Annotated in this window: 8 protein-coding genes; 3 read left to right on the forward strand and 5 right to left on the reverse strand. The window is 36.3% G+C overall.

From position 1 onward, the window contains the following. Nucleotides 1-71: 71 nt before the first annotated feature. Nucleotides 72-2,153: a prolyl oligopeptidase family serine peptidase gene (locus tag QZ576_RS02170; protein WP_297093749.1), complete on the reverse strand. Its 2,082-nt coding sequence runs from the start codon at nt 2,151-2,153 to the stop codon at nt 72-74. Between the two features lie 498 nt (nt 2,154-2,651). Here QZ576_RS02170 and QZ576_RS02175 point away from each other — a divergent pair, with 498 nt between their 5' ends. After that, nucleotides 2,652-4,340 (forward strand): hypothetical protein, encoded by a 1,689-nt coding sequence (locus tag QZ576_RS02175; RefSeq protein WP_297093750.1) that lies wholly within the window; start codon nt 2,652-2,654, stop codon nt 4,338-4,340. 134 nt (nt 4,341-4,474) lie between these two features. Here the strand turns inward: QZ576_RS02175 and QZ576_RS02180 are convergent, their stop codons facing one another. Next, the gene (locus tag QZ576_RS02180; protein ID WP_297093751.1) at nt 4,475-5,395 is read right to left on the reverse strand and encodes a CPBP family intramembrane glutamic endopeptidase; all 921 of its coding nucleotides are present in this window, start codon (nt 5,393-5,395) and stop codon (nt 4,475-4,477) included. Nucleotides 5,396-6,103: 708 nt separating this feature from the next. On the opposite strand from QZ576_RS02180, the gene QZ576_RS02185 reads away from it, so the two are divergent. After that, nucleotides 6,104-7,489, forward strand: a complete 1,386-nt coding sequence (locus QZ576_RS02185; protein WP_297093752.1) for a T9SS type A sorting domain-containing protein — start codon at nt 6,104-6,106, stop codon at nt 7,487-7,489. A gap of 82 nt (nt 7,490-7,571) precedes the next feature. Here the strand turns inward: QZ576_RS02185 and QZ576_RS02190 are convergent, their stop codons facing one another. From QZ576_RS02190 to QZ576_RS02200, 3 genes are all read right to left on the reverse strand, one after another. After that, nucleotides 7,572-8,972, reverse strand: a complete 1,401-nt coding sequence (locus QZ576_RS02190) for a Gfo/Idh/MocA family oxidoreductase (RefSeq protein WP_297093753.1) — start codon at nt 8,970-8,972, stop codon at nt 7,572-7,574. A gap of 146 nt (nt 8,973-9,118) precedes the next feature. Then, on the reverse strand, nt 9,119-10,291 hold the full coding sequence (locus QZ576_RS02195) for a serine hydrolase (protein ID WP_297093754.1): 1,173 nt from the start codon (nt 10,289-10,291) through the stop codon (nt 9,119-9,121). Nucleotides 10,292-10,293: 2 nt separating this feature from the next. After that, on the reverse strand, nt 10,294-10,482 hold the full coding sequence (locus tag QZ576_RS02200) for a hypothetical protein (RefSeq protein ID WP_297093755.1): 189 nt from the start codon (nt 10,480-10,482) through the stop codon (nt 10,294-10,296). Nucleotides 10,483-10,716: 234 nt separating this feature from the next. On the opposite strand from QZ576_RS02200, the gene QZ576_RS02205 reads away from it, so the two are divergent. After that, complete coding sequence (locus tag QZ576_RS02205; RefSeq protein WP_297093756.1) at nt 10,717-11,853, forward strand: sorbosone dehydrogenase family protein; 1,137 nt, start codon at nt 10,717-10,719, stop codon at nt 11,851-11,853. Nucleotides 11,854-11,858 lie beyond the last annotated feature (5 nt).

The following is an 11,858-nucleotide window of genomic DNA, read 5'->3' on the forward strand; positions in this document are numbered from 1 at the left end:
TTAACTCAATCAAAATAATCTACAATCTTTTGTTAGTAACTGACTATATCTACCAGCAATTAAATTTATTGCTAATTCAGCATCATATTCAAATAGGTATAGATCATTGCCTGCATTTCTGCCTGTTGTTTATTTGTCGAAGCAGCTCCATGTCCGCCTTCAATTGTCTCATGATAGAAAAATGGATGTCCCATGTCCGCCATTTTTGCAGCCATTTTCCTTGCATGTCCAGGATGTACCCGATCATCTTTTATTGAAGTTATAAAAAAGACTTTTGGATAATTTTTATTTTTAAACAGATTGTGATAAGGTGAATATTTCTTCAAATAAGCCCAGTCTTCCGGTTTATCTGGATTACCGTATTCACCCATCCAACTTGCCCCCGCAAGTAATTTGTTATACCTTTTCATGTCGAGTAATGGAGCACCAACAATTACCGCCTTGTATAAATCAGGTCTTTGGGTGAAGGCAACTCCGGTTAATAAGCCACCATTGCTCCAACCAAATAGACCCAAATGTTCAGGTGAAGTTATTTTTCTTGTAATTAGATCTTCAGAAACAGCAAATAAATCATCATAGGCATTTTGCCTCTTTTCTTTTACAGCTGCCTGATGCCATGAAGGGCCAAATTCTCCTCCACCACGGATATTAGCTAAAACATAAGTTCCTCCCTGCTCCAACCAACCGAGTCCTACTGTTACACTGTAATTAGGCTGTCGTGAAATGTTAAATCCTCCATAAGCATCTATTAGCAACGGATTTTTACCATCCAACTTCAGGTCTTTTTTATGAACAATAAAATAAGGAATTTTTGTTCCGTCTTTTGAGGTGGCCCAATTTTGCTCCACAATCAGGTTCGATGTGTTGAAATAACTTTTAAGTTGTGTTGATTTTTGTATTTTTTCATTTTGTGCATAGTACAAGGTAGACGGAGTAATAAAATTACTAAACCTAAAAAAGTAATCATTGGTTGTGTTATCGGAGGAAATCAGATTAATACCTCCAACATCAGGTAATTCTGTAATTTCTTCACCTACCCATTTATCATCAATCAAGCGGTACTTAATCAGCTTATTTTGGACATTTTCCATGATATTAACAATAATAAAATCTTTTGAGGTGCTCATGGAAACGATACTTGATTTATCATCTGGTATATAAATAAGTTTAACATTCATTTTCCCTTTTAAATCATCATCCATGTCGATACTTACCAAAGCTCCTGATGGATAGGTCTTGTCATCAACTTCCCAGTCTGATTGAAGAGCCAACATGAGTTCCATGTTATAAAACCCATGAATTTCAGCATCAACCGGGTTACTCAATTTTTTAGGCTCGTTTTCTTGTATATAATAAATTTCAGATTCGTAAAAAGTAATTGCTTTTATTAATCCTACGTGTTGCTTACTATTTGAGTAAAAAGAAAATGGCCACAATGCCACTATTGTGGAGTCAGCCTCTAAAATTGTTTTTGCATCGGCAATTGTAGTGCCGCGTTTCCATTTCTTAACAATTCGGGGATAGCCTGAAAGAGTCGAAGAACCAGCTCCAAAATCAGTGGCTATAAGCAATGTGTTTATATCTATCCAAGTGGCCTGGCCTTTAGATGCCGGAATAAAAAAACCATCTTTAACAAATTCTTTTTTTACTGCATCAAATTCCCGGAATTCACTTTTATCTGTTCCGCCGTCGGAAAGCGATAACAGACATAAATTATTATCGGGCTCGAACCAAATTGCACCTCCAAAAACCCACTTTTTATTTTCGTTTTTTGAAAGCTCATCAAGATCAAGAACAATTTCCCAGTTGGTTTTACTGGCTACGTAATCTTCTTTCAGCATCCGGCGCCAAACACCACGTTCGTTTTGCGCATCCTGCCAGAAATTATAAACATATTTACCGACTAGATTTGGGATGGCAATTTTTTCTTCATCATTATAAACATTCAGAAACTTTTCGCTCAAGGATTTGAACAAAGGCGTTTCTTTAAAAGTTTTTTCAGAGACACTGTTTTGCGCTTTTACCCATTCCAAGGACTGTACGCTCTCAATATCTTCGAGCCATAAATAAGGATCATCGGTTTCCTGTGCTTTCAGTAAAAGAACATTTAGCAAAAACATTGCAAAGGTTAGGATTGATAGTGTTTTTTTCATGAGTAATTTATTAATTGGTTATTATGCTTGCAGCTAAGGTATACGGTAGTTGCAGTGCAACTAACATTCTATAATACTCTACAGTTGTAAGTTGATACTATTAAGTCTATTGTTGTCTAAATTCGATCTAAAGAACATTGTATATTAGCAAGAGATTCTTTGCTTTAATTTATAAGCTAACAGAATTTGATTTTCTATTCAATTACGAAAACTGATAATAAAAGATTCAGAAAGGGGTCTTTATTGAACGAATGCTCTATTCCTGGCTGGGTATTGGACCTACTATTGCTACCTAGTCACATTCTTCTAAAGACAAAGAATAACTTATCCAATACACTCATCTGAATCATCGCTCGCGCAATCATAAAAGATTTTCGCATATCCTAATTAATGAAGCAACTGAAACAGAGACACCCTCATAGCTTCCAAACTAATCTTGAGTTGGTAACTTCTTGTAATTAACTCAATTATCAACTATATTTATACAAACCAATTTAAATGGGTGGTCATCCTAACAAACTAGCCAAATTCTGGCAGGAATTAAGACGAAGAAAAGTTGTTGCTGTAATCATTGTTTACGCCACAACAGCATTTATCCTTCTTCAACTTGCAAATTTATTTGAAAGCTCGTTAAATCTTCCTCCATGGTTTGATACTGTAATTACTATACTTTTACTAATTGGATTCCCTTTTGTCATTATTTTATCATGGATTTTTGATGTCTCTTTAAAAGGAATTACCAAAACAGCACCTAAAGAAACACCTCTGGTTGGCTTGGTTAAAACAGTATCAGAAAAATCAATTATTGTTCTTCCATTTGAAAATATAAGCTCAGACCAAGAGCAGGAATATTTCAGCGATGGGTTAACCGAAGAGATTATCACAGACCTTTCATATATTAACGATCTACTTGTAATATCACGTAGCTCTGCTATGACTTTTAAAGGTTCAAAACAAACCCTAAAGAAAATTGCAGCCAAAGTGAATGTTAGGTATGTACTGGAAGGTAGTGTTCGGAAATCAGGAAACAACCTACGCATTGTTGCCCAGTTGATTGATGCTCATACTGACACACATATATGGGCTGAGAAATACAATAAGAATCTTGAAGATGTTTTTGTTATTCAGGAGGATGTATCAACTTCAATTGCCCAAGCATTAAAGTTGAAATTAAGCGATGGCGAATTAAATGAGATTAAGAATCATCCAATCGAAAATATTAATGCTTATGAAGTCTACAGAAAAGCAGTAGATAAAATATGGAGGGGAGATGAAAAATCATTGAATGAAGCCCTCCTGTTATTGAACAACGCAATAGAAATAATAGGTGAGAATAAAATATTACTCGCTGGAATTGGTAGCGTTTATTTTCAATTAGTAAATATGGTAAACAAACCAGAATATATAAACAAGGTTGATGAATATATTCAAAAGCTCTTTGAAATTGATCCAAATTCAGCACAAGGACATATGTTAACAGGCTTAATCTATACCGAATTTAAAGGAAACAAAAAAGATGGAATTAAGCATCTAACATTAGCTTATGAGCAAGAATCAAATAATCCAGAAATACTTTTATGGCTTTCGCATGGCTACATGATGGTTGGAAAAATGGACAAAATCGGAGCACTTGTTGAAAGATTCAATCAGGTTGATCCTCTCAATCACATGTCATATTTAATGCTTGCCTATCAATTCTATTACAACGGTAATTTTAAATCTGCTTTAAAGACGCTCCTTAAAATTGAAAAGATAGATCCATTAAATATTTTATATCTATTTCATTTAGCGATGTTTTATATGCTAAATGGCACAAATAAGAGCTCGCTTGAAATAATTGAAAAAATGCTTAGATTTTATCCTGAGCATACTTTTAGTAAACTTTCAGCCATTCTTAAATACTCGATCCTAAAAGATTTCCAGAAAATTGATGAATACCTAACTGAAGAAATAAAAAGGGTAGCACTAAGAGATGGCCAGATCTCCTACTGGTTAGCTTCATTCCTTTCGCTAGCCGATAGAAAAGATATAGCGTTAAAATGGTTAAACAACGCTGTTGAAAATAATTTCATCAATTACCCATACTTAAATGTATATGATCCTTCTTTAGCTAATATAAGAGGTGATGAAAGATTCAAAAAGTTAATGTCTGAAACAAAAACTAAATGGGAAAACTTTGATGTTTAAATAAAAAAAGAGGACAAGTAGACCGATTTTTTGTTTAAATGTATCCTTATAGTTGAGTATTCTCACTTGGATATACATGCATAAAAAATGCCACTAAAAAAAGAAGATAAAAGGTTGCCAGGATTGGTGACCTTTTAATTTACGTTGTAAACAAAATCAAAACTTTTTCTTTTCCACATTTTACTTTCAATAATTAATACTACAGATAAAATTGAATACAGAATAATTGCAATTAATTCTGAATTGCCAATTATTCCAGAACTGCTATTAATCATTGCATGTAATATCATAACAGTCAATATTGAATATGACGATTTATTGTAAAACCATACAAAAATAACACTCATTGGTAATGTAAAAATCAGTCTTGGAAGAATGAGGCTAATCCCATTTGTTGAATAAATTCCATTGTAATAAAGGGGTAAATGCCAGAAAGTCCAAAGAATTGAAATTATCAACGCTGTAACCAGAGGACTAATCTTTTTCTGCAACTCCTTTTGTAAATATCCTCGAAATCCAAATTCTTCATTACCTCCAAAAAAGTAAAATACAGCTAATACTCCAATAAGCATGTGTGAGGGTGGTGATTTGATAATGTAGTCAGTTGTTGGAGCATTAATAAGTTTACCAATAAAGTAGCTAATTATAAAAATGATTGGAAATACAAAAAAGGCGATAAGATACCAATTGAGTAATCTTCTATTGAAGAGAAATGATTGTATATAATTCTCTTTAATGTTCTGATTTACCGCATTTCCTGCATTGATGCTGAGAATTAATACACTAAGGATAATAATGAAATAGCCTACTGCACTTATTTCATTCAAAGTTGGAAAAAATCCTCCTGTATCAGGCATCCCGAATTTTATCAAGTATAATCGAAAAATTATGACTATTGTGGAAACAGTGGCTACAATTAAAAAAATCCTGTTAAGACCAATGTTTAGTTTGGCATTAGAATTTATTATTTGCATCAGGTAACCTGCCACCAAAGGACCACAGCCCCCTAATAAGAATAACCCAAATTTAATATCCTTAGGAATAATAGGAATCATTATTAAAAACCAAAAAATGAAAGTGAATGAAAAGGTTATTAAAATGAATCCCCAAATTTTATACGATTTGAATAATCTGTTCATGAAGATTAGTTGACAATTTTAATCAATTTACATCATTTGTTCCATAAAATCAATATGTTATCAAGCAATGAATTTGCATCCATGTTAACATTTTTCTACCAAAGTAACACCTATGCCAGGGCAGCTAATATTAAGGATTGTTAAAGGCAGATTATAAAAGAGTCAAGATTAAATAGTTCAATTTTTGAAAATTAATTCTACTGTAGGATACTTAAAAAAATGTAATACCTTGCAGAAATCAAAGGAGAAATTAGCAACCACCTGTCAGTCAATCAGTTAAGCGCTTTGTTTGATTCGTATTTGTACACAAAACTCTTTAATGCTTTAGTTATAAGTGATTTAAATCTTCTGTATCGGAAAGTAACGATACAAAATAAACCCTCTCTAATCAAACGTTTCAATTGAATGTTGGATTCCAAAAACTTTGAGATTCAAACTTTTCTCATTTGACTTAATAGCATAAAGAGCAAGATTTAGAATTAAAGCTCTACACGCACAAATACAAGAAGAAATATAACTTTATACTGTCTTGCTCGTAAAAATTTATTTGTAAAACCAAATTTGAATTAACAGGCACAGTAAAAGTGTGTTAACTATATTTCGCAAAAGAACCGAAAAAATCAAATGAAAATAGAACTCCAGCATACTAGAATAATCATTACCTTTTTTTTATGCATTATTTCAATAAACATTCTAGCTCAAAAAAGCAGCATATTTTTGTTAAATAATAGTATTGAAATAAAGTCATTACAAATAGATAAACAAGGACTGGATAGTATAATAGAAATTACAGTTCAGTATCAGAACGAGGATCGTTTAAAAACAGAATTTCTTTATGATTCAAACGAAAAAGATACGGCTAGAATTAGGTATACATGGGATGATGCAACAAATGAATGGCATCGAAATTTGATGGCTCAAATCACTTATGACTCAATTGGAAGAATCTCAATGACAGAGTCTTACTTGTGGCGGACGGTATCTGATCATATTTTTGGAAATAGAACTGATTGGCATGAGTTATGCAAAATTGAATACAAATATGATAAGTCTGGAAATGAGGATTCTCAAATAGAATATGCCTGGCTTTCGAACGGTTGGGGCTTTTTTCAAAAATATGATTTCACGTATGATTCTACTGGCAATAAAACATCAATGATGCATTACTGGTGGGATAACCAAAACGATAAATGGATTGGTCTAGACAAATCTATTATTGAATATGATTCAATTGGAAATTCCACATTTAATATTCATTATTTCTGGGATGAGCAAAACAAAAAATGGATTTATGATATGCAAAACAAATTTACTTACGACTCTTTTCAAAATGTAATATTAAATGAGCAGTATGGATGGGATGCTTCACTGGATAAGTGGAATTTTCAAAATAAATCAGAATACTCATATGATTCAGGCGGAAATATTATCCTTGAAGCTATATCTTATTGGAGTAACTCCACTAATAACTGGGCTGGTTATAGCAAGGTTGAACATAAATACGACTCAAATAGCAATGAGGTTTTGAAAAAAGCTTATGGTAAAAGTGATGCAACAAGTACCTGGCATCTTTATGAAGAATACGAATGGTGGTACAATTTATCGTACGAGTATAATGAGCTTATATTACCACATGAACTAAAGATTGATAGTCGTTTGTTCAATAATCAATTAGTTCAAAAGATACACAAGGATTATAATTCCGATATTACATATCAAACCTCATATTTTTACTCCAATCATACAGTTACAGGAACCACTTCTGATTTACCTATAAATCAAATCCACATCTTCCCAAATCCAGCCTCCAATTCGCTCAATATCAATAATTTTTCATCAGGAGAACGGGCCGTCTTCTATCTATTTGATATAAATGGGAAGGTAGTGCTTGTTCAAAACCTATATGATTGTAATCAAGTTTCAACAGAATCATTAAGAAATGGTATTTATTGTTACAAGTTGGTTTTAGCTGGCACTGTTCAAAATGGGAAAGTCGTAATTCAACACTAAAACTAGATATCACCTTATATCAAAACAAAAAGTGCATCTCATCAACGAAATGCACTTTTTTAATCGGAAATTAATAAAGACTTTATCCCAACTTCATAGTATCCGGATTCCAAAGTACCGGTTTAGCATTGTAATAACTTTCGTTAGCCAGCAAAGCTGCGCCGGCAGCACGCAATCCGAAAACCGGGTCCTCAACGATTTCCTTCTGTCCGCGAACACCCTGGAAGAAATTATAGAAGTGATCGTAATGAGCACCTTTGTAATCGCGTGGAGCTTCGTAAGTGGTCTCGCCAAGATTCAGATCCGCTTTTCTTTCGTTGAGGTATTTCATGTCGTACTCTTCCTTTATTTTCTTTTGCATCTCTTCGGTGTACGCGATCAACGAATAACTCTGCGGTTTCATGTTCAGTTTCGAACGAATGAGTTTTACACTGTTTGATCCGATTTCCATTTCGCCTTCAGTTCCTACAAGGCGAAAACCGCCGCCACCACCATTTCCGGCAATAAAATTTACACGGAAAGCGGCATTAAAAGCAGCATGTGTATTCGTTTGCGGGAAATCATAAAGTGTAATGGATACATCAGGAACGTCACGTCCGTCGTCCCAGTAGCGCAAACCGCCGGTTGCCTGAGCCCTGTTCGGACCATTTGAGCTGATTACATAGTGCAAAGTGGAAAATGCGTGTACAAATAAGTCGCCGGCAACTCCGGTTCCGTAATCCTTGTAATTTCGCCAGCGGAAAAAACGCTTGAGTTCAAAAGGAACTTTAGGCGCGCGTCCTAAGAATGTGTCATAATCAACAGTATCAGGATTGGCATCAGGCGGAATTGGATATTGCCAGGCACCTTCAGCCGAATAACGGTCGTTAAACATGTCGAGCATTACAATTTCGCCAATCGCACCATCTTCGTACAACTGCTTTGCTTTTTCGTTACCCAGCGACGACATGCCCTGACTTCCAATTTGCATCACCTTTCCCGAATCTTTCCAGGCCTGAATCAGCGGATGACCTTCGTCGAAGTTTTGCACCATCGGTTTCTCGCAATAAACGGCCTTTCCGGCTTTTAAGGCCTCGGTACTGATTTTTATGTGCCAGTGATCGGGAGTTGCAATGATGACGGCATCAACGTCGTCACGATCAAGAATTTCGCGATAATCGCGGGTTACGAAAATATGATCGCCCCATAACTCTTTCGCACGCTGCAAACGACCTGTATATAAATCGCAGGCAGCTACCAATTTTACGCCGGGAACACGAAGCGCCGAAGTTGTATCGTAAATTCCTTGTATTCCAGCTCCTATCAATGCCAATTGAACCTGGTCGTTGGCCGAAAACTGAACCGGTTCAAATTCTCTTGATTTCAGCATGACCCGCTGGCTGTAGGAATTGGCTAAAACTGTTGGAGTGGTGGAAACGAGGGCTGTTCCGAGGACCGTATTTTTAATAAACGATCGTCGCGATGAATGACTTTTACTTTTCATTACTCAGATATTAGTATTAGTTAGTTTAAAATGCCGAAAACCTGATTTCTCAGGTTCGGTCTATACTTTACTACCAAAGTTATAAAAGATTCTGATAGAAGAAAAGTACAAGTCTTGAGCTATTTGTTTTCTGATTATTCAAATCCTCATTGAAGCGCAGGTAAAACGAAATTTTCAAGAATTCGGTTTTGCTTTACTTTCGATTTGAAGTTAGCACCGGTAAACACAACCACCGCATTTAAATCCGGGAAAACCATAATTTTCTGTCCGCCCCAGCCAAGAGCACAGTACATACGGCCATATTCTTCGTACTGTTTAGTCCACCAGGTGTAACCGTATCCAACAGTTCCCAAATCTTCTCCCGGGATTTTAATGCCATAATTCGGCCCAAATGGATGACCACATTTTTCTACCCACTCTTTTGAAATAATCTGCTGACCGTTCCAAACGCCATCGTTTAAAAACAGTACGCCAACTTTTAGCATGTCGCGCGGAGTGAGTTTTAAACCTCCGCCGGTACTGATTGCGCCGTTTCCAAATTTTAACCACCAATCATTCGATTCAATTCCGAGTGGCTCAAATAAATACTTCTCCGAAAATTCGTCAATATTCATTCCCGTTGCATTCTTTAGAATTTCACCCAGAATTTGCATGTCGCCACCCGAGTAGGTAAAATATGTTCCGGGAACAGCAATTAAAGGTCTCTCCAGTACAAATTCAACGGGATCTTTTTCGGAAAAATAAATACCGATGGCATCGTTTTGCGTACTGCTTAATGCAACGCTCCATTCATCCCATTGAAAGCCCGATGTCATAGTTAGCAGGGTTTTTATCGTTACATAGTTTTTATTGTCAGCATTATAGTTTTGGTAATTTGGCAGGTAATCGAAAATCGACTGATCAACACTTTCGATAAATCCCTTTTCAATGGCAATTCCAAAACATATCGACACAAAACTTTTGCTGGCCGATTGTAGAACATGCGGCGTAGTTGCATCCCAGGTAATATAATCACCTTTATGCCCCGGTGCATCCCACTGGTATTTATGTCCCTCGAAATAATCCTCAAAAACCAACTTATCATCTTTGTAAATCAGCATCGAATGTATTTCTCCGTATTTCCCCTTCTCAATGCGTTCTGCCGCATCAATTATCAGAGTTGAATCAATGCCTGATATTCCCAGCGATTCAACTTGTAGCCCATCTTTTATTTGCTCCGGAACTTTGTAGTTGTAGTTTCTGCTCGTGCTGTTACAGCTGGCAGCGGCCAGAACAAAAAAGATGATCGCTATTCCTGTTATTTCAATTCGTGTTTTCATGATTATTTTGCACTTTTATTTACAGGTAAAAATGGCGTAACCACCAAACCAACAGCTATTCCTATTAATAGTGCTGCCAGAAAATACATCACAGAATATTTTAATAAGATAAATCCTACTCCCAATCCAATCATCGTTGTTCCTCCGGTAAACCAGCTAGCTTTGTTTTCGTTTTTCTTTTTTGTTTTCATGATTTACAGTTTTTAATAATATGTTGTTAATTTTTGTTGATGTAAAGGTCCGACAAACGCCGACGCAGCACCAATAATTTATGCGTCAAACCATATGAAGTTTCGTGAGGAGATATAAATTATGAAGCATCACCATTAATTATGTTGCAGGATGTGATTTTAGACGCTCAAAAAAGGCAAAACAAACATCGTTATGCTTTTCCTGTTTATATTAATAAACAACGATTTCGCACTATGAAACATTTGAAAGATTTAGCCCTACTCCTTTTTATTTTTATCGCAACATTGGCGTGTACTTCATCCGACAAAACAGAAACAGCATTGCCCGATTATGAAACCGTACCGGAAATCAATTTACCCGATGGTTTTAAAATTCATGTTTATGCCGACGATGTGGACAATGCCCGATCGATGGTATTGGGCGATAAAGGAACGCTGTTTGTTGGGTCAAGAACTGCCGGAAATGTTTATGCGATAATAGATAAAGATCAGGATTACCAGGCCGACCAGGTAATTGTAATTGCCAATAATTTGAATCAGCCCAATGGAGTGGCTTTTTTGAATGGCGATCTTTATGTAGCCGAAATCAGTAAAATATGGAAATTCGAAAATATTGAAGATCATCTCAATTCGCCGCCTGATCCGGTTCTTGTTAGCGACAATTTCCCTACAGATGGTCATCATGGCTGGAAATACATCGCTTTTGGCCCCGATGGCAAACTGTACGTGCCCGTTGGCGCACCGTGTAATATTTGCCTTTCTGACGATGAAATATACGCATCAATTACGCGTATGAATCCCGATGGCAGCAATCATGAAATTTTCGCTCACGGAATCCGAAATACCGTTGGTTTCGACTGGCACCCTGAGGACGGGACACTATGGTTCACCGATAATGGCCGCGATTGGATGGGTGATGATCTGCCGCCCGACGAGCTAAACCGAGCTCCGGAGGCCGGCATGCACTTTGGTTATCCATTTTGTCATGGTTCAGGAATTTCAGATCCTGAATTTGGCGACCAGCGTAACTGCGACGAGTTTAACCTTCCGGTACAGGATTTGGGGCCACATGTGGCGGCACTAGGCATGCTTTTTTACACCGGCGATATGTTTCCAGATGAATACAGAAATAGTATTTTAATTGCGGAACATGGTTCCTGGAATCGTTCAAAACCTATTGGTTATCGACTTACACGTGTAGAGTTGGATGGTAATTCGGCGACATCGTACGAAACGTTTGCCGATGGTTGGATGCAAAACGGAAGTCCATGGGGACGGCCTGTGGATGTGATTCAAATGCCCAATGGTTCAATCCTTGTTTCTGACGATGCATCGGGTACAATTTATAACATCACTTACTCCAACGATTAATTTAC

This window comes from uncultured Draconibacterium sp. (assembly GCF_913060805.1).
In the GTDB taxonomy this organism is placed as follows: domain Bacteria; phylum Bacteroidota; class Bacteroidia; order Bacteroidales; family Prolixibacteraceae; genus Draconibacterium.